Annotated in this window: 14 protein-coding genes; 5 read left to right on the forward strand and 9 right to left on the reverse strand. The window is 71.1% G+C overall.

Translation table 11 applies throughout. The features are described from left to right. Positions 1–3: 3 nt before the first annotated feature. The 5 genes from fdxA to typA form a co-directional block, all read right to left on the reverse strand. Positions 4–321 (reverse strand): ferredoxin, encoded by a 318-nt coding sequence (gene fdxA / locus DEI88_RS12100; protein WP_111010856.1) that lies wholly within the window; start codon positions 319–321, stop codon positions 4–6. Positions 322–358: 37 nt separating this feature from the next. Then, positions 359–1,621 (reverse strand): PIG-L family deacetylase, encoded by a 1,263-nt coding sequence (locus DEI88_RS12105; RefSeq protein WP_146246001.1) that lies wholly within the window; start codon positions 1,619–1,621, stop codon positions 359–361. A gap of 52 nt (positions 1,622–1,673) precedes the next feature. Next, the gene (locus DEI88_RS12110; RefSeq protein WP_111036498.1) at positions 1,674–2,261 is read right to left on the reverse strand and encodes a hypothetical protein; all 588 of its coding nucleotides are present in this window, start codon (positions 2,259–2,261) and stop codon (positions 1,674–1,676) included. After that, positions 2,261–3,454, reverse strand: a complete 1,194-nt coding sequence (locus DEI88_RS12115; RefSeq protein WP_258374904.1) for an amidohydrolase — start codon at positions 3,452–3,454, stop codon at positions 2,261–2,263. The genes DEI88_RS12110 and DEI88_RS12115 overlap by 1 nt, the downstream gene beginning before the upstream one ends. 115 nt (positions 3,455–3,569) lie before the next feature. Then, the gene (gene typA, locus DEI88_RS12120; protein WP_111013649.1) at positions 3,570–5,492 is read right to left on the reverse strand and encodes a translational GTPase TypA; all 1,923 of its coding nucleotides are present in this window, start codon (positions 5,490–5,492) and stop codon (positions 3,570–3,572) included. Positions 5,493–5,578: 86 nt separating this feature from the next. On the opposite strand from typA, the gene DEI88_RS12125 reads away from it, so the two are divergent. The 3 genes from DEI88_RS12125 to DEI88_RS12135 all read left to right on the forward strand — a co-directional run bounded on the left by DEI88_RS12125 (position 5,579) and on the right by DEI88_RS12135 (position 8,090). Continuing rightward, on the forward strand, positions 5,579–6,379 hold the full coding sequence (locus tag DEI88_RS12125; protein WP_111010861.1) for a CPBP family intramembrane glutamic endopeptidase: 801 nt from the start codon (positions 5,579–5,581) through the stop codon (positions 6,377–6,379). A 132-nt stretch (positions 6,380–6,511) separates the two neighbouring features. Beyond that, positions 6,512–6,991 carry a peroxiredoxin gene (locus DEI88_RS12130; RefSeq protein WP_111027096.1) on the forward strand — a complete coding sequence of 160 codons (480 nt, stop codon included), beginning with the start codon at positions 6,512–6,514 and terminating at the stop codon, positions 6,989–6,991. A 496-nt stretch (positions 6,992–7,487) separates the two neighbouring features. Then, positions 7,488–8,090, forward strand: coding sequence for a hypothetical protein (locus DEI88_RS12135; RefSeq protein ID WP_111027095.1), 603 nt, complete (start codon positions 7,488–7,490; stop codon positions 8,088–8,090). A 104-nt stretch (positions 8,091–8,194) separates the two neighbouring features. Here the strand turns inward: DEI88_RS12135 and DEI88_RS12140 are convergent, their stop codons facing one another. Further along, complete coding sequence (locus DEI88_RS12140) at positions 8,195–9,970, reverse strand: ABC transporter ATP-binding protein (RefSeq protein ID WP_111036502.1); 1,776 nt, start codon at positions 9,968–9,970, stop codon at positions 8,195–8,197. Between the two features lie 92 nt (positions 9,971–10,062). Here DEI88_RS12140 and DEI88_RS12145 point away from each other — a divergent pair, with 92 nt between their 5' ends. After that, positions 10,063–10,698, forward strand: a complete 636-nt coding sequence (locus DEI88_RS12145; RefSeq protein ID WP_111010865.1) for a PH domain-containing protein — start codon at positions 10,063–10,065, stop codon at positions 10,696–10,698. A gap of 44 nt (positions 10,699–10,742) precedes the next feature. Here DEI88_RS12145 and DEI88_RS12150 read toward each other — a convergent pair whose 3' ends face one another. The 3 genes from DEI88_RS12150 to DEI88_RS12160 form a co-directional block, all read right to left on the reverse strand. Further along, positions 10,743–11,759 (reverse strand): ABC transporter permease, encoded by a 1,017-nt coding sequence (locus DEI88_RS12150; RefSeq protein WP_111010866.1) that lies wholly within the window; start codon positions 11,757–11,759, stop codon positions 10,743–10,745. Between the two features lie 31 nt (positions 11,760–11,790). After that, complete coding sequence (locus tag DEI88_RS12155) at positions 11,791–13,317, reverse strand: ABC transporter permease (protein ID WP_111071240.1); 1,527 nt, start codon at positions 13,315–13,317, stop codon at positions 11,791–11,793. Between the two features lie 278 nt (positions 13,318–13,595). Continuing rightward, positions 13,596–15,359: an ABC transporter family substrate-binding protein gene (locus DEI88_RS12160; RefSeq protein ID WP_111013653.1), complete on the reverse strand. Its 1,764-nt coding sequence runs from the start codon at positions 15,357–15,359 to the stop codon at positions 13,596–13,598. A gap of 337 nt (positions 15,360–15,696) precedes the next feature. Here DEI88_RS12160 and DEI88_RS12165 point away from each other — a divergent pair, with 337 nt between their 5' ends. Further along, positions 15,697–17,730, forward strand: a complete 2,034-nt coding sequence (locus tag DEI88_RS12165) for a S9 family peptidase (protein WP_111071239.1) — start codon at positions 15,697–15,699, stop codon at positions 17,728–17,730. Positions 17,731–17,742 lie beyond the last annotated feature (12 nt).

Consider the following 17,742-nt stretch of genomic DNA (forward strand, 5'->3'; position numbering starts at 1 on the left):
GGGTCAGCCCCGCGGCGGCTCGGCGAGCACGACCGGGTGGTCCTGGTGGATCACACCGACCTTGGCAGCGCCGCCCGGCGACCCGATCTCCTGGAAGAACTCGACGTTCGCCTTGTAGTAGTCCGCCCACTCCTCGGGGAGGTCGTCCTCGTAGTAGATGGCCTCCACCGGGCACACCGGCTCACACGCACCGCAGTCGACGCACTCGTCGGGGTGGATGTAGAGCGAGCGGTCGCCCTCGTAGATGCAGTCGACCGGGCACTCGTCGATGCAGGCGCGGTCCTTGACGTCCACACAGGGCTGGGCGATCACGTACGTCACGGTTCTTCGGTGTCCCTTCGAGGCGGCAGCGTCGAGTCTACTCCGGGCGGGTGGGCGTCCCCGCCGTCGGCGCCGTGGCGTCGACGGCGGCCGGACCGCGCTCTCGGCCGTCGGCGGGGACCGTGCCCGCCGGCGGAGCGCCGCGAGGGGGCAACGACGGCCACGCGAGCACGAGCATCGCGATCACGGCCGGCCCGAACGTCCACACGTACCCGGCCGTGTTCGCGAGGACGAGCGGCGAACTCGTCCCGCCGACCGCCACGAGCACCTGGGTGACGAGCAGGACCCCGAGCGCCGCCGCCGTCACCATCCACCGGGAGCGGAAGACGAGCCGGACGCCGAGCAGCAGGCACGCGACGAGCAGCGTCGTGATCACCATGCCGACCGGGAGGCTCCCCAGGGTCTGCTGGTGGGTGATCGTGCCGAGGCCGCCGACCACGGCCCCCGCTGCGAGCGCGGCGACGACGAGCAGTGACTGCATCCCCCGGCCGTGCTCGGCGAACGACTGCGCCGCCGGCGCTGCGGGTGGCGCGTCGTGCCGGAAGCCCTCGCGCGCGGGCGCCTCGAGCCGGGCGCCGTGCGGCATGACGTACGTCAGGCGCTCGGGCTGCTCGGGGTCGAGGGGATCGACCGTGAGCTGGCTCCGGTACTGCTCGAGCGCGGCACGCACCCGGGGGCGCACCGGCAGCACGTCGACGACGAGGTCGGCCTGACCGCTGTCGGCGTCGACGATGGTCGAGAACGGGACGTCCTCGGCACGGGCGGCGTACCGGGCAGCCGCATGCACCCGCACGTGGTCCGGGTGTCCGTACCCGCCGTCGTCCGCGTAGCTGACCACGGCATCGGCACCCGTCGAGCGGATCGCCGCGCGCACGTCGTCGACGACCTCCCCGAGGTCCGCCGCGGTGAGCGAGTCGGCCGGCGCGTCCTCGGCGGCCGTCGCCCGCCCGTCCGCGGCCCACCGCATGCCGGAGTCGCTGTACCGACGCGGCGGCAGGTCCGTGGGACGGGCGCCGGGGCCGCCGAGCCACAGGTGCCGAGGCCCGCCGAGCGCGGCGAGCGCGGCCGCGATCTCGGTCTCGCGGTGCGCGGCGACCCGGGGCGCGTCGCCGAAGAGCGGCGCGAGCGCCGGCGTGAGCATCTCGCCGCGTTCACCTCGCGTCGCGGTGAGCACCGTCACGTCGGCACCGAGTTCGACCAGGGTCGCGATCGTGCCCCCGGTCGCCAACGTCTCGTCGTCGGGGTGGGCGTGGACGAACAGGACACGCTCGGGGCGCGTCGCCGGGGTGGGCGTGGACATCGCCACCCAGGGTACGGGATCGGCTCGGTGGCGGAGCGCCTCCGGACGGCGGTCAGCGCGGAGTGACGATGTACGTCGCGGTCACGCCGTCGTGGCCGGTCGAGAAGGCGAGCACCACGCGGTACCGGTCGCTCCGGAAGAGGCCGAACGCGCTGCGGGCGTCGCTCCGCACGGCACCGTCCGCGAAGCCGTCCGCGGTGAGCCGAGCGTGTGCCGTCGTGAACTCCGCGACCGAGGCGACGCGGACCTGCACCACCCAGCCCGACCCGGCGGGTCCGCTCCCCCCGCCGAGGACCGTGCCGTGGACGAGCGGGACGGCGTGGGTCGGGAACCCGGCGGGGACCGCACCGTCGGTCGTCACCGCCGCGCCCCGCAGGGCGGCGTCGAGCGCGCCGTCGATGCCGCCGGCCACCTGCCGCATCCCGCGCTGGATCGAACCGCCCGTGACGCCCTGCAGGCCCGACCGGACGCCCGACGCCACCGACGACGCGACCGCCGTCCCGACCCCCGAGACGTGGTCGGTGATCCCGGCGCAACCCGTCAGCCCGACGGCGAGGACCGCCAGGACCGCGGCCGTCGGCACGACCCGCGGTCGCGCCGCACGGCGATGCGCCCGACCGGAACGCGGCGTGCGCGACATCAGGCGAGCCAGGCCCGGGTCGCCGCGACGAAGGCGTCCACCCCGACCGGGATCGACGCCTCGGCGAGCGGGGCGAAGAACGGCGAGTGGTTCGTCGGGACCTCGGCGCCGTCGGCGAACAGCGCCGGGTCCGTCGTGCCCGTGAACCAGTACACGATGGGGGCCTCGGCCGCCGTCGCGAGGTCGCCGACGTCCTCGCTCGCCATGCCGAGCACCGAGTCACCGGCCACGAGCGACGGCACGACCCCCTCGAGGGCGGCCAGCACGCGCCCGGCGGCGTCGGCGTCGTTCACGAGGACGTTCGCGCCCGGCCGCACCCGGACGAGCGGCTCGTCGAGGCCGCCCGCCGCCGATTCCGCCGCGACGATCCGGCGCACCGCCTGCTCGACCTGGTGCCGGGTTTCGTCGGTCTGGGCACGCGTGCTCACCTCGATCGTCACCACGTCGGGGATGATGTTGGCGCGGGTGCCACCGTGGATGCTGCCGACGGTGACGACCGCGGCCTGCCGGGGACCGACCTCCCGGGCGACGACCGACTGCAGCCGCACGACCGCCGACGCGGCGGCGACCACCGGGTCACGGGTCGTCTGCGGCGCGGAGCCGTGGCCGCCCCGGCCGCGGAACGTGATCGTGAACCGGTCGCTCGCGGCCATCACCGGCCCGGACCCGACCGTCACCCGTCCGACCGGCTCGGGCGCGGTGTGCTGCCCGAGCACGACGTCGGGGCGGGGGACGCGATCGACCAGGTCGTCGTCGACCATCGCGCGGGCACCGCCGATGACCTCCTCGGCCGGCTGGAACACCGCGACGACGGTCCCCGCCCACGAGTCCCGCGTCGCGATGAGCCGCTCGAGCGCACCGAGCAGCCAGGTCATGTGCAGGTCGTGACCGCAGGCGTGCATCGTGCGGGTCTCGGAGCCGTCCTCGTCCACGGCGGTGTGGACGCTCGCGTACGGGAGGCCCGTTCGCTCCTCGACCGGCAGGCCGTCCATGTCGGCGCGGAGCCACACCACCGGGCCGGCAGCGTTCTCGAGGACCGCGACCACGCCCGTGCCACCGACCCCCGTGGTCGGTTCGAGGCCGAGCGATCGGAGGTGGTCCGCGACGACACCGGCGGTCCGGTGCTCGGCGAACGCGAGCTCGGGGTGCGCGTGCAGGTCGCGGTAGATGTCGAACAGCGGGAGCGTCGTCACCCGACAACCGTAACCGGCTGCCGTCGGCGCGACGGGCATCTCGTCCGGGAACGACGACGCCCGTCGGCTCCGGAGGGGCCGACGGGCGTCGTCGTGTGCGGAGGAGAACCGCGGCTCAGGCGTCCTGGCGCTTGAGGCGCGCCGTGGCCCGGGCCCGGGACTGGGCGTCGAGCTCGACCTTGCGGATCCGGACGGCGTCGGGGGTGACCTCGACGCACTCGTCCTCGCGCGCGAACTCGAGGCACTCCTCGAGCGAGAGCTGCCGGGACGGCGTCATCGACTCGAACGTGTCGGCCGTGGACGACCGCATGTTCGTGAGCTTCTTCTCCTTGGTGATGTTGACGTCCATGTCGTCGGCGCGCGAGTTCTCGCCGATGACCATGCCCTCGTAGACCTCCTCGGTCGGGTTGACGAAGAACGTCATCCGCTCCTGGAGGTTCGTGATCGCGAACGGGGTCACGACGCCGGCGCGGTCGGAGACGATCGAGCCGTTGACGCGCGTCTGGATGGGGCCGGCCCACTCGCCGTACCCGTGCGAGATCGCGTTCGCGATGCCCGTGCCGCGGGTCTCGGTGAGGAAGGCGGTGCGGAAGCCGATGAGCCCACGCGACGGGACGATGAACTCCATGCGCACCCAGCCCGTGCCGTGGTTCGTCATGTTCTCCATGCGACCCTTGCGCGCGGCCATGAGCTGCGTGATCGCGCCGAGGTACTCCTCGGGCGTGTCGATCGTCATGTGCTCGTACGGCTCCTGAAGCTTGCCGTTCTCGTCACGCCGGGTGACGACCTGCGGCTTGCCGACCGTGAGCTCGTAGCCCTCGCGCCGCATCTGCTCGACGAGGATCGCCAGGGCGAGCTCGCCGCGGCCCTGGACCTCCCACGCGTCGGGACGGCCGATGTCGACGACCCGGAGCGAGACGTTGCCGACGAGCTCGCGGTCGAGGCGGTCCTTGACCATGCGCGCGGTGAGCTTGTGCCCCTTGACCTTCCCGACGAGCGGGCTCGTGTTCGTGCCGATCGTCATGGAGATCGCGGGGTCGTCGACCGTGATGGTCGGCAGCGGGCGGACGTCCTCGGGGTCGGTCAGGGTCTCGCCGATGGTGATGGTGTCGAACCCGGCGACGGCGACGATGTCACCCGGGCCGGCCGACTCGGCGGGGAACCGGTCGAGCGCCTTCGTGATGAGGAGCTCCGTGATGCGGGCGTTGACGACGGAACCGTCGTGCTTGACCCACGCGACCGTCTGCCCCTTCTTCATGGTGCCGTGGAAGATGCGGAGCAGCGCGAGACGACCGAGGAACGGCGAGGCGTCGAGGTTCGTGACGTGCGCCTGCAGCGGGTGGGTGTCGTCGTACGTCGGCGCCGGGACGTGCTGGAGGATCGCCTCGAACAGCGGCTCGAGGTCGTCGTTGTCGGGCAGGGTGCCGTCGGCGGGCTTGTTGCGGCTCGCGGCACCGTTCCGGCCGGACGCGTAGACGACCGGGACGTCGAGGATGGCGTCGAGGTCGAGGTCGTCGACCTCGTCCGAGAGGTCCGACGCCAGCCCGAGCAGGAGGTCCTGGGACTCGGCGACGACCTCGTCGATGCGCGAGTCGGGACGGTCCGTCTTGTTGACCAGCAGGATCACGGGGAGCTTCGCCGCGAGCGCCTTGCGGAGCACGAAGCGCGTCTGGGGCAGCGGGCCCTCGGACGCGTCCACGAGCAGGACGACGCCGTCGACCATCGAGAGGCCGCGCTCGACCTCGCCACCGAAGTCGGCGTGGCCCGGGGTGTCGATCACGTTGATCGTGATGCGTCCGCCGTCGTTGAACTCGGCCGCGTGGATCCCGTTGTAGAGCACCGAGGTGTTCTTCGCGAGGATGGTGATGCCCTTCTCGCGCTCGAGGTCGTTCGAGTCCATCATCCGGTCCTCGCCCTCGAAGTGGGCGTCGAACGAGTTGGTCTGCGTGAGCATGGCATCGACCAGGGTGGTCTTGCCGTGATCGACGTGTGCCACGATGGCGACGTTGCGCAGGTCGGACCGGGTGGCGAGCGCCATACAGGACTTCCTTAGAGCGTGAGGGAGAGGATCGGGCAGAATGCCCGGCGTCCGAGTCTACCGGGCGCGGACGACCCGGAGGGACCTTGGACGAGGACGTCGACACGCCCACCGCGAACACCGCTCCGCCGACGTCCCGCGGCCGGCTCGCCGCCGAGGTCGTCATCGTCCTCGCCCTGTCACTCGGGGCGAGCGCCGTGTACTCGATCGTCGAGATCGTCGACGACCTGACGAAGACCACGGCGCTGGCGTCGCAGACGACGACGCTGAACACGTCGCAGGACGACCGCTCGCTCTTCGACCTGCTCGACCAGCTCATCGGCGTCGCCGTGGACCTGGCGCCGGTCGCGCTCGTCGCGTTCCTGCTCTGGCGGAGCGCGCGACCACACCTGGCGCGGCTGGGGATCGACCGCTTCCGCCCGCGTGCGGACCTCGGGGGCGCCGCAGGTCTGGCCCTGCTCATCGGCGTCCCGGGGCTCGGCCTGTACTTCGCCGGACGGGCGCTCGGCATCACGGTCGACGTCGTGCCCACCGCGCTCGGCACGTACTGGTGGACGGTCCCGGTGCTCCTGCTGTCGGCGATCCGCTCCGGCCTGCAAGAGGAGGTGATCGTCGTCGGCTACCTGTACGAGCGCCTCGGCCGGCTCGGGTGGGGCCGCTGGACGGTGATCACGTCGACGGCGGTCCTCCGCGGCAGCTACCACCTGTACCAGGGCTTCGGCGCGTTCGTCGGCAACGCCGTGATGGGCATCGTGTTCGGCTGGGTGTACACGCGGTGGGGGCGGCTCCTGCCGCTCGTGATCACGCACTGCCTGCTCGACGCCGCGGTCTTCGTCGGCTACCCGTACGTCGCGTCGGCGTTCCCACACCTCTTCGGTGCGCACTGACCGCTCGTCGATCGGTTCGGCGCCCACCGACCGCGCATCGGATCGGCCGAGACATCGGCGACGGCCCCCAGATCGAGGGGGTTTCGCAGGTCAGCGGTCCAGTGAGCGCCCGAGGACGCCTAGCGTGGACGCATGGCGATCCCCGGCGTCGGCGAGCTGGCTCCCGACTTCACCCTCCCCGGCACGCTCCTGCGCCGCGGAGAGCGGACCGACGACGCCTACTCGCTGCGCGCGCAGATCGGCCGGACCGTCGTGCTCGCCTTCTACCCCGGGGACGCGACGCCCGTGTGCACGGCGCAGATGTGCAGCTACGAACGCGAGCTCGACGAGTTCCTGGAGCTCGGGGCCATCGTCTGGGGGGTCAGTCGCCAGGGACTCGACTCGCACGAGGCGTTCGCCCGCGGGGCTTCGCTGTCGTTCCCGCTGCTCGCCGACACCGCGGGCGAGGTCGTCCGTGCGTACGGTGTCCAGGCCCCGGGCATCGGTGTCCGGCGCTCGGTGTTCGTGATCGGCCCGGACGGGGTCGTGCGGTGGCGCCACGTCGGCCTCGTCGGCATGCGGTTCCCGAAGGCCTCGACCATCCGCGAGCACGTCGAGGCGCTCGTCGCCTGAGGGCCAGGACCGGAACCGGTCACCCCCGTTCCGGCGCCCACCGCTCCGCCGGGGCGGCACCGCCGACGCGCGGTGTTCCACTGGACACGGCGCGCCCGGGATGACGTCTTCGACCGGGGGGCTTGACACCCGAACGGGGGGTACCCGTTAATTGGTATCGGAGAGTCATCCTCCTTCAGGACTGTCTCCCCGGGGAATCGGGTCTTTCTCCGGTTCGCGGTGCGTGTCACGCCCGCTCGGCAGAATGTCCCCGGGGAGACCTCTCCCCACTCAGGGACCCGCACCGCATGCTCCACCGCAACACGCAGCACTGCAAGGAGGAACCCGCAGACCGCTGCGGCCCCCGCCGACGGGTACGGCAGGAACCGCAGCTGTCGGCTCCGTTCCCACGACGACCACGGGTAGGTCGTCCGGGAGCGTCCGGCGCAGCACCGGCGATGACGACGGGTACGTCATCGCCGGTGCAGCGGCCACTCGCGTCTGCGACCATGGGAGCGTGAGCGTGCCGCACGACGACCCCGTCCCGTTCCGGCTCGTCGCGCCCGGGATGCGCCGCTTCGCCGTCGCCCTCTGGATCGTCGCCGTCGCCCTCGTGCCCATCGGGCTCATCACCGACGGCCCCCGCGCACTGCTGCTCGTCCCCGCCCCGTCCGCGTTCACGGCGTGGTTCGCCTGGACCGCTCTCTGGCGTCCCCGCGTGCTCGCGACCGCCGACGGCGTCGTGGTCGTCGACGTCCGTCGCACGACGCGGATCGCGTGGGGCCGTGTGCTCGAGGTCCGATCACGGTTCGGCCTGGAGGTCGTCACGAGCGAGGGTGACCGCCGCACGTGGATCGCCCCGCGGCCCACCGCGCGTCTCCGCCTGACCCCCGTCGCACCGCTCGGACCGGGAGGCCCGGCGCAGGCCGCGGAGACCACCCTCACCGTCGCCGAGGCGGCGGACCGCCTCCGGGCCTTCGTCCCGTCCCCGGCGCCCCTGGAGGGCCCGCCGCCCGCCGAGGTCACGCCCGCTCGGATCGAGCACCGCGTGCACGGCTGGAGCGTGGTGGCGCTCATCGCGCTCGGCCTGCTCGGGTCGATGGCTGGCGCGCGCATCTGAACCGGGCCTCCCGGTCCGGCCCGGTGCGCCACCGGAACCGGGCCTCCCGTTCCCGCCCGGTGCGCCAACGGAACCGGCCGGGGAGGCCCGACCAGGGCCTCCCGTCAGGCGTCCGCGCCGGCCGCCAGGATCGCCCGGCGCAGCTCGCGACGCTCGCGCTGGACCTCCGGGTCCGGCAGCGGGACGGCGGCGATGAGGCGCTGCGTGTACGGGTCCTGCGGGTCGCGCAGGATCTGGTCACGCGTGCCGAACTCCGCGAGCTTGCCGTGGTGCATCACCGCGATCCGGTCCGCCAGCACGTCGATGACGGCGAGGTCGTGCGTGATGAAGAGACACGCGAAGCGGAACTCGCGCTGCAGGTCCTTGAGGAGCTCGAGGACGGTCGCCTGCACGGACACGTCGAGCGCGCTCGTCGGTTCGTCGGCGATGAGGAGTGCGGGCTTCAGCGCCAGTGCCCGGGCGATGCCGATGCGCTGCTTCTGCCCACCCGACAGCTCGTGCGGGAAGCGGGTCGCGTAGGCGCGCGGCAGCCGGACGCTGTCGAGCAGGGACTCGACCTCGCGGTTGAGCGCGCCGCCCTTGAGGCCCTTGGCGAGCAGCAGCGGCTCACCGATCGACTGCCCGATGGTCATCCGCGGGTTGAGCGACGACGCCGGGTCCTGGAACACGATGCCGGCGTTCTTGTGCACCTGACGGACGAGCGACCGCGTGGACTTCGACAGGTCCACGCCCGTGACGTCGAGACGGCCCGAGGTGATCGGCAGCAGCCCGATCGCCGCGCGACCGAGCGTCGTCTTGCCTGAGCCGGACTCGCCCACGAGACCGACGACCTCGCCCTCGTGCACCGTGAGGTCGACGTGGTCCACCGCACGGAACGCCTTGACGCGCCCGCGGCCCGGGTACTCGATCACGACGTCATCGAACGCGAGGACCGGCTTGCCGACCTCGGGCACGTCGTGGTGCACGGGGTGCACGACGGCGACCGGCTCGTCCGACTCGACGACGTGTTCGAGCGTCTCGGTCACGTCGATGGCCTCGCCACCGGCCTGCCCGAGCCGCGGCACGGCGTCGAGCAGCGTCCGGGTGTACTCGTGGCGGGGGTCCGCGAAGACCGTGGCGACCGTGCCGGTCTCGACGGCCTCCCCCTGACGCATGACGACGATGCGGTCCGCCAGGTCGGCGACGACGCCCATGTCGTGCGTGATGAGCAGGACCGCGCTGCCGAGCTTGCCCGCGAGGTCGCGGATCAGGTCGAGGATCTCGGCCTGCACCGTCACGTCGAGCGCGGTCGTGGGCTCGTCGGCGATGAGGAGCTTCGGATCGCACGAGATCGACTGCGCGATCATCGCCCGCTGACGCTGACCGCCGGAGAGCTGGTGCGGGTACGAGTCGAACGCCTTCTGCGGGTCGGGCATCTCGACCATGGCGAGGAGCTCGATCGCGCGGTCGCGTGCCTCGTTCGGCGAGATCCCGTAGTGGATCCGCAGCGTCTCGACGATCTGCGAGCCCACCGTGAACACGGGGTTCAGCGCGGTCATCGGCTCCTGGAAGATCACCGCGATCTCCTTGCCCCGGTAGTCCCGCATCTGCGCCGGACGGAGCCCGAGCAGTTCGGTGCCCTGGAAGCGGACCGAGCCGTTGACGCGGGCGTTCCTGGGCAGCAGCCCGAGGATGGACATGGAGCTGACCGACTTGCCCGAACCGGACTCGCCGACGAGCGCCAGGACCTCCCCGGAGCGGATCTCGTAGCTGAGGTGCTTGACCGCGGGGGTCCAGTAGTCGTCGACGGCGAAGTCGACGTCGAGGTCGGTGACCTCGACGATCGGCGCACCGACCGTGGTCCGGGTGGCAGTCGCGGAGGCGGGCGTGCTCGTGCTCATCGACGTCCGGTCCTTTCCCGGCCGCACGAGGCGACCGCGTGGTTGGTGATGACGATGTGCGGAGCGCTGTGGCGACCTGCGACGATGGCCGCATGGTCTCCCCCGCGCCGGATCCGCGCACCGTGTTCGTCTCGAGGTTCAACCGCGTGCTGGCGATCGCCCTCTGGGTCATCGTGGCGGCGCTGCTCGCCGCCGGCGTGGCGAACGGCCACGACTGGCACCGCTGGCTCGGCCTCGTGCCCGCGGCGTTCGGCGGACTGCTCGGCTGGACCGCGCTCTGGCACCCGCGCCTGGTCGTCGACGACGACGGCGTCGAGGTGGTCAACGTGTTCCACACCGCCGACGTCCCGTGGGCGGCGCTCGTGCACGTCGACACCCGCTTCGCGCTGACGCTCGTCACGCCGCACCGCAAGGTCGCCGCCTGGGCGGCCCCCGCGCCCGGTCGAGCGGGCGTCGCCCTCGCGCGGCGCCGCAACCAGCGCCACGGCCGAGTCGGACTGACCCCGACCACCGCGCCCGGCGAACGCAGCGCCGGTGACCTGCTGTCGACGGAGTCCGGCGACGCGGCGTACCTGGTGCGTGAGCACTGGGACGGCCTGCGCGAGTCCGGTCGGATCGAACTCGGCGTCGCCGACACGGTCGCCGTCCCCGTGCGCCTGCACGTCGTGACGATCGCCCTGCTCGTGGCGACGGGCGTCGGCGGCTGGTTCGCGATCGCCGCGCAGTGACGCCCGCGCGGCTGCGCGACCGCTGACGGTCAGGACCAGGGCGGTCACGCGCTGATCATCTCCGACTCGGAGGAGTTGTGGAGTTCGCGCTCCTTGGTGCGACGGATGCTGAACCGCTTCGAGCGCGGGTCGAACGCGTCGCGCAGGCCGTCACCGACGAAGTTCACGCACAGGGCGAGCAGCACGATGAACGAGGCCGGCCACCAGAACAGGTACGGCCGCGTCTGGAACGCCGACTGGTTCTGGCTGATGAGGAGACCGAGCGACGAGTCCGGCGCCTTGATGCCGTAGCCGAGGTAGCTCAGGGCGGTCTCGAGCAGGATCGCGGTGGCGATGAGCAGGGTCGCGGAGACGATGATCACGCCGATCGCGTTCGGCAGGATGTGCCGGAAGATGATCCGGATGTCGGACGCGCCGGCGACGCGGGCCGCCTCGACGAACTCGCGCTCGCGGAGCGACAGGAACTCGGCGCGCACGAGTCGGGCGATGACCATCCACGACACGAGTCCGAGCAGCAGCGCGAGACCCCACGCCCCGAGGCCGTTCGCCGTCTTGCCGACGACGGCGCCGATGACGATCGCCGGGATCACGATGAAGATGTCGGTGATGCGCATGAGGATCGCGTCGGTCTTGCCGCGGAAGTACCCCGCGACCGCGCCGACGACCACGCCGATGAAGGTCGCGAAGACGCCGATCACGATCATGACGAGCACCGAGTTCTGGATGCCCCGCATGGTGAGCGCGAAGTAGTCCTTGCCGATGCGGTCCTGGCCGAACGGGTGGTCACTGCTCGGGGCGCCGCCGCCGACGAGCGGGTTGAGCGCCTTGTACGAGTAGTGCCACCACCCCGGGATCGGACCGAGTCCGATCGCCGAGATGCTGAACAGGATCACGAGCACGTAGACGACCAGCGAGATCACCGCGAGCTTGTTGCCGAGGAACCGACGCAGGATGATGCGGCCCTGGCTCTCGCCGGGCTCGTGTTCCTGACCGGAGGCCGCGTCGTCGAAGCCGTCGCTGATGTTCGGCTCGAGCGGGGCGCCGCCCTGCAGGGTGCTCATCGCATGTCCTCCGTGTTGGTCGTTGCCGTGCTCATCGGACGCGCACCCGCGGGTCGAGCACCGAGTAGGCGAGGTCGGCGAGGAAGTTGAAGACGATCGCGGTGATGGCGATCACGAGGAAGTACCCCATCACCGGATTGACGTCCGTGATCGACAGGCCGCTGTTGAACAGGGCGCCCATGCCGGAGATCGCGAACACGGTCTCGGTGATGATCGCGCCACCGAGCAGGGCGCCGATGTCCGTCGCGACGAGCGTCGCGATCGGGATGAGCATGTTCCGCAGCGCGTGCCGCACGATGACGGTCCGCTCCGGGAGGCCCTTCGCACGGGCCGTCCGCACGTAGTCCTGCTCGAGGACCTCGAGCATGCCGGACCGCGAGTAGCGCGTGTACGACGCGAAGCTGATGAGCAGGAGGCTGATCGACGGCAGCAGCAGGTGCGTGTAGGTGTCGAGACCCGTGATCCAGAAGTCGGCCTGGAGGCCCGGGGTGCCCGATCCGACGGTCGCGATCGGTCGGCCGCCCACGAAGTTGATCGAGTAGTTGTGCCACGAGCGCATGAAGCGGTCGAGCACGATCACCCCGGCCGTCAGGAACGCGGTCAGCGCACCGATGCGCATCATCAGGCCGCGGTCGTGCCCACCGACGAAGTACCCGGAAGCGAGACCGACGACCACCGCCGCGACCGCGAGGATGAAGATGGTGCCGCCGGACGAGACGTTGAGCAGGCCCTGCAGCGTGAAGTAGCAGATGATCGCGATGAGGACGTTGATGCCGCCGACGAGCCAGGCACGGTTGTTCCTGGTGCCGGCGAGCATCGTCACCATCGCGAGTCCGAGACCCGCGCTGAACAGGATCACGAACACCGGGCCCAGCGACGGGTCGTTGAACCAGGCGGTGGCCTCCATGAGCAGGAGCATGCCCGCGGTCACCACGGCGGTCAGGCCGAAGACGATGGCGCGGCGGCGGGCGTCGCCTCCGACGACGAGTTGCACGATCGCCCCGAGCACGACGGCGATGACGATGAGCGTCGTGACGGCGATGTGCGGCTTCGCGAGGAAGTTGTTGTAGTCGAGCGCGACGAACGACTTGAGGAGGACCGCCATGAGGAACGACGGCAGGGAGTACAGGAAGAAGCTGACGAGGGTGACGCCGTAGTCGAAGCCCGAGTAAGCGCGGAGCGCGGTGACGATCCCGAGCCCGATGCCGAAGATGATCGCGAGCACGAACGAGAAGGTGACGAGCTGGAGCGTCGACTGCATCGCCTGGGGCAGGAGCTGGGTCACCGGCTGGTTGTGGAACGTCGTGCCGAGGTCGCACTGTCCGATGACGCACTTGCCCACGCCACCGATCCAGATTCCCCAGCGGAGCGGCGGGATGACGTCGAGGTGCTGCGTCGCGACGCGCGCGGCGATGAGCGCTGCGCGGTTCGGGGAGTTGCTCCCCTGGAGGTCCTGCAAGGGGTTCCCCGCGATCGCCGCCAGGTTGTACATGATGAACGAGGCGGCGATGAGGATGAGGACCGAGACGAGGATCCGTCTCGCGATGAAGCTCACCATGGGCGAAGGGGCCTCTCCGGTGTGGGAAGGGTGCAACGGTCGATCACGTTCGTGACGCGCCGACCAAGGGTAACGGGTGCCGCTGAGCCCGACGAGCCCGGTTGGGGCGCCGGACGGGGCGGTGCTGCAGGGTCGCTCAGGCGGGGGGCCGCCGGAGTGACCGACGGGGCGGGGCGGGGATCGCAGGGCGTCCCCGCCCGCCCACACGGGAGGGCGCCGGACTCGTCGAGCCCGGCGCCCCCGCCGCGGTGGTGCTCAGGATGCGGTGGTCCTGGGGATCAGCCCTTGGTCCAGTCCCACACGTTCCAGAAGATCCCGTTCTGGCCGCCGAAGTACTTCACGCCGTGGAGCGTGGAGTTCGTGGCGAAGATGCCGGGGAGCTGGAACAGCGGCAGACCGTAGGCGTCGTTGAACGCGATCTTGTCGATGTCGACCTTCATGGACTGCAGCTTCGACGCGTCGAGGGTCGTCTGCGTGTCGACCGCGAGCTTCGAGGCCTTCTCGTCCGCGAACCGGTTGTAGTTGCCGGAGTTGCCGGTCTGGAACAGCTGCGGGACCGCCGCATTGCCCGCACCCGGGTTCACCCAACCGAACAGCGAGGCGTCGTAGTTGCCGCCGGTGAGGAGCGAGCTCCAGTCGGGCGAGCCACCGTCGACCACCTTGAAGCCGGCCTTCGCCGCCGAGGCCTGGATGGCCTGGAACGTGTCGACACGGTTCGGGTTCTCGGTGTTGTAGAGGATCTTGACCGTCGGCGTCGCGCCGTTGAGGAGCTTCTTGGCGCCGGCGATGTCGACCTTGTCGTACTCGTCGGAGTTGTTGTTCTTGACCGCCTCGTCGTAGCCCTTCTGGCCCGGCAGGAACAGCTGCGAGTTCAGGACCTTGGCGCTCTTGTTGATCGGGGTGACGATCGAGTCGAGGATCTGCTGACGCGGGATGGTCATGAGGAACGCCTTGCGGACGTTCTCGTCCTTGAACACGCTCGAACCGAAGTTGAGGTCGAGGTGGTCGTAGGCGACCTGGCTACCCTGCTGGATCTTGATGCCGGACGCCTGCTTCAGCGCCTTGACCGTGTCGGCCGAGGCCTGCGGCTGGATCGCGTCGACCTCGCCGTTCTGCAGGGCCGTGACCTGGGCGTTGGCGTCACCGATGAAGCGCATGACGAGCTTGTTGAACTGGACCTCGTGCTTGCCCTTGTAGTACGGGTTCTTGCTGAAGGTCATCGACTGCTTCGGCGTCCAGGCGCTGACCTGGAGCGGGCCGCCCGAGACGAGGAGCTTCTTGTCGCTCGGCAGGCTCGTCTGGTCGTAACCGGTGTTGATGAAGCTCGCGACCTTCTTGAGGGTGTCGTTCGCCGGGGCCGGGCTCGCCGTGTTGCCGGCGGGGGTGTCCTTGAGCGCCTTGATGAAGGCGGACTCGGAGACACCGGCCTCCTGCGACACGATGTGCGCGGGGAACTGGATCGGGTTCACGAGATTCCAGTCGACGTACGGCTTCTTGTACGTGATGGTGATCGACTGCTTCGTGATGTTCGTCGGGTAGTCCGTCTGGAACGGGTAGCCCGCGGCGGACGCGAAGTACTGCGTGCCCTTGGTGACGTTGCCGTCCGCGTCGGTGGTGGCCGACTCGTAGTAGCCCGACGACTGCGCCCATCCGAGGAGGAGGTCGTCCGAGGTCATCGGCTTGCCGTCCGACCACTTGGCGTTCTTGTTCAGCGTGTACCGGACCTTCAGCGGGGAGCTGCTGATCTTCTTGTACGTGCCGAGGTCGGTGTTCGGCTCGACCTTGTAGTTCGTGCCGAGGGTCATGAACTGGGGCTGCGTGAGCTGCCAGATGAACCCGTTGGTGTCCAGGTTGCCCTGCGGGGTGTTGTAGTTGAACGAGGTCGCCTCGTTCACCTCAGCGACCGTCACGGTGCCGCCCGAGCTCGACGTCTCGCTGTCGCTCGACGTCGAGGTGGTGCAACCGGCAAGCACGACGGCAGCCGAGCCCGCGATCGCGACGGATCCGATGACCTGTCGCCACCGCCTCTTGGTGATGTTCACTCTGTGATCCTCCTGGATGGAATGTGATCGAACCGCTGGCGGCAGGGCGCACCGGCGCGTTCGCAAAGAACCATAGGTGGGCCTCGCGAGCACCTCAAAATCCAGCGGGAACTTGTTACACACCGGAAATGACGGCGCAGGATCCATGCACCAGCCGCCGTTTCGTTGCTTCTGGTTCACCGATTCGCAATGATTCTGCTTGCGCTCACGCCTCCGCGCGGCACGTCGCAGGACCGATCCGCACGAACCGCACCGCACGCCGTCCGTCTCCTGCCGTCCGGGAGGACCGGGGTACGTCCCCACTCCCCTCCCGCCGACCGGTGATTAGCGTTGCATCATGCACCCCTCCGACATCGCCCACCTCGTCATGCCGTCCCGCGCCGCCGCCGTCGCCGACCCCCGCTCCGGGGCCCCGCTGCTCGTGGGCCTCACCCGTCCCGACCTCGACGCGGACGAGAACGTCGGCCACGTCGTGCGTCTCGCGGCCGCCGACGGGCGGTGGACCACGACCGACTGGACCCACGGCCCGCACGACGGCGCCCCGTCCATCTCGCCCGACGGCCGGTGGGTCACGTTCCTCCGTCGCGTCGGCGGCACCGGCCCGGACGCCCACCCGCAACTCGTCGTGATGCCCATGGGCGGCGGGGAGGGCCGGGTGGTCACGGCCCTGCCGCTCGGTGCCGAGGCCCCGGTGTGGTCCCCCGACTCCACGCGGATCGCGACGACGGCCCGGATCCCCGAACCCGGCCGTTACGGCACCCCGACCGCGAACGGCACCGCCGCGGACGCCTCGGCCGAGCCCCCGCGGCACATCACCCGGCTCGACTACCGCCAGGACGGCGTCGGGTTCCTCCGCGACCGTCTGCGGCGTCTCGTGGTCGTCGACGTGGCCGCCGCCCTCACGGGAGACCCCGTCGACACCGCGATCACCGATGACACCACCGCGGTGAGCGACCCCACGTGGACGCCGGACGGCACCGCGCTCGTGGTGAGCGCCCCGCGTGACACCGGCGCCGCCGAGACGACCGAGAGCGACCTCTACCGGGTCGACGCGGTCTCGGGCGCGATCACGCTGCTCGTCGAGTCCGACGGCACCGCGGCCGCACCGCAGTTCGGACCCGACGGCACCCTCTTCTTCCTCGGGACCGACCGGACGCAGGGGATCGTCGCGGTCCCGACCGGGCTGTACGCGGCGCGGACCACGGACGACGGCCCCGTCCGTGCCCGTCGCCTGACGGACCACCGCACCGTCGACCTCGAGGTGGGGCCGGGCCTCCTCGTCCCGCGCAGCGGTGACGTGCTCGTCGGGGTGCTGCACCGCGGGGCGGTCGAGCTCCGTGCCGTCCCGTGGACCACGGACGCCACCGCGAGCGCCGCGGACGACGACGCGAGCACCGGCGCGGAGCCGCTGCCCCTCGACGCCCTCCCCGTGCTGCACGGCGGCGAGGTCGTGGTGCGGGCGATCACCGCGATCGGCGAGGACGTCGTCATCGCCACGGTCGGCCTGCCGGACAGCGCCGGAGAGGTCGTGCTCATCGACACCGCGGCGGGCTCCGTCGAGACCCTGAGCGATCTCGGCGCCGGCCTCCGCGCTGTGGGACTGCGGCCCGTCGAGGAACTCGTCGGCACCGCTCCCGACGGACACGAGGTGCACGGCTGGCTCGTCCTGCCCGAGGGCGAGGGCCCCCACCCCGTGCTCCGCGTCGTGCACGGCGGCCCGTTCGCGCAGCAGGACCGGGCGGTGTTCGACGAGGCGCAGGTCTACGCCGCAGCCGGGTACGCGGTCGTCCTCGGCAACCCACGTGGGTCGGCCGGGTACGGCTTCGACCACGGCCAGGCGATCATCGGACGCCTCGGCACCGTCGACGTCGACGACGTCCTGGCGCTGCTCGACGTGGCGCTCGAGCGGGACGACCTCGACGCCTCGCGGGTCGGGATCATGGGCGGCTCGTACGGCGGGTTCATGACGAGCTGGATCGCCGCCCGCGAGCCCGAGCGGTTCACGGCTGCCTGGAGCGAGCGGGCCGTCAACGCCTGGGACTCGTTCGCCGGCAGCTCGGACATCGGCTGGTTCTTCGCCGAGGCGTACGTCGGCGCGGACCCGGAGGACCAGCGCCGCCAGAGCCCCCTGACCTACGCCGCGGACGTGGCGATGCCGTTCATGGTCGCGCACTCCGAGCAGGACTGGCGGTGCCCGCTCGAGCAGGGGCAGCGCCAGTTCGTCGCCCTGCGCCGGGCAGGGGTGGAGGCCGAGTTCCTGCTGTTCCCGGGCGAGGGCCACGAGCTGTCCCGGTCCGGGCGCCCGAGCCACCGGGTGCAGCGGTTCGACCACGTCCTCCGCTGGTGGAACACGCACCTGCCGGTCGTCTGACGGCCGTCCCCG

The organism is Curtobacterium sp. MCBD17_003 (assembly GCF_003234885.2).
In the GTDB taxonomy this organism is placed as follows: domain Bacteria; phylum Actinomycetota; class Actinomycetes; order Actinomycetales; family Microbacteriaceae; genus Curtobacterium.

Bases quoted from the DNA above. Each gene is read 5' to 3' on its own strand.
- DEI88_RS12105 (WP_146246001.1), bottom strand. From the start codon at position 1,621: ATGTCCACGCCCACCCCGGCGACGCGCCCCGAGCGTGTCCTGTTCGTC.
- DEI88_RS12110 (WP_111036498.1), bottom strand. From the start codon at position 2,261: ATGTCGCGCACGCCGCGTTCCGGTCGGGCGCATCGCCGTGCGGCGCGA.
- typA (WP_111013649.1), bottom strand. From the start codon at position 5,492: ATGGCGCTCGCCACCCGGTCCGACCTGCGCAACGTCGCCATCGTGGCA.
- DEI88_RS12130 (WP_111027096.1), top strand. From the start codon at position 6,512: ATGGCGATCCCCGGCGTCGGCGAGCTGGCTCCCGACTTCACCCTCCCC.
- DEI88_RS12140 (WP_111036502.1), bottom strand. From the start codon at position 9,970: ATGAGCACGAGCACGCCCGCCTCCGCGACTGCCACCCGGACCACGGTC.
- DEI88_RS12145 (WP_111010865.1), top strand. From the start codon at position 10,063: ATGGTCTCCCCCGCGCCGGATCCGCGCACCGTGTTCGTCTCGAGGTTC.
- DEI88_RS12150 (WP_111010866.1), bottom strand. From the start codon at position 11,759: ATGAGCACCCTGCAGGGCGGCGCCCCGCTCGAGCCGAACATCAGCGAC.
- DEI88_RS12155 (WP_111071240.1), bottom strand. From the start codon at position 13,317: ATGGTGAGCTTCATCGCGAGACGGATCCTCGTCTCGGTCCTCATCCTC.
- DEI88_RS12165 (WP_111071239.1), top strand. From the start codon at position 15,697: ATGCACCCCTCCGACATCGCCCACCTCGTCATGCCGTCCCGCGCCGCC.